We start from the raw sequence: 381 nt of genomic DNA on the forward strand, positions 1-381 counted from the left end.
CTACACCGGTCGTCCGGCTGCGGCATCGCCGGCAACGGGCCTGATGTCGAAGCATCTCGCCCAGCTCGAAGCCTTCCTGGAGGACGCACTGGGCGGTTGATCCGCCCAGTCACCATCCCCTTCGACCGAAACGTTCTCTGATTAACGGAATTGAGATCATGGCCACTGAAATCCGCGTACCCACCCTTGGCGAATCCGTCAGCGAAGCCACTATCGGCACCTGGTTCAAGAAGGTCGGCGATGTCGTCAAGGCTGACGAGCCGCTCGTCGAACTGGAAACCGACAAGGTCACGGTCGAAGTGCCGTCGCCGGTCTCGGGCGTCCTGACCGAAATCGTCGCTCAGAATGGCGAGACCGTCGGTCTCGGCGCACTGCTCGGCC

General features: G+C 62.2%; 2 protein-coding genes. Both read left to right on the forward strand.

What is annotated here, in order from left to right; translation table 11 throughout:
* A partial coding sequence (locus E4T81_RS16155) for a hypothetical protein (protein WP_371683061.1) occupies positions 1 to 100 on the forward strand: 100 nt, incomplete at its 5' end.
* A gap of 58 nt (positions 101 to 158) precedes the next feature.
* Positions 159 to 381, forward strand: a 223-nt coding sequence (locus E4T81_RS15530) for a biotin/lipoyl-containing protein (protein WP_305764551.1), incomplete at its 3' end; no start/stop codon positions are given.

Source organism: Barnesiella sp. WM24, from assembly GCF_004570975.1.
GTDB lineage: Bacteria > Bacteroidota > Bacteroidia > Bacteroidales > Muribaculaceae > Muribaculum.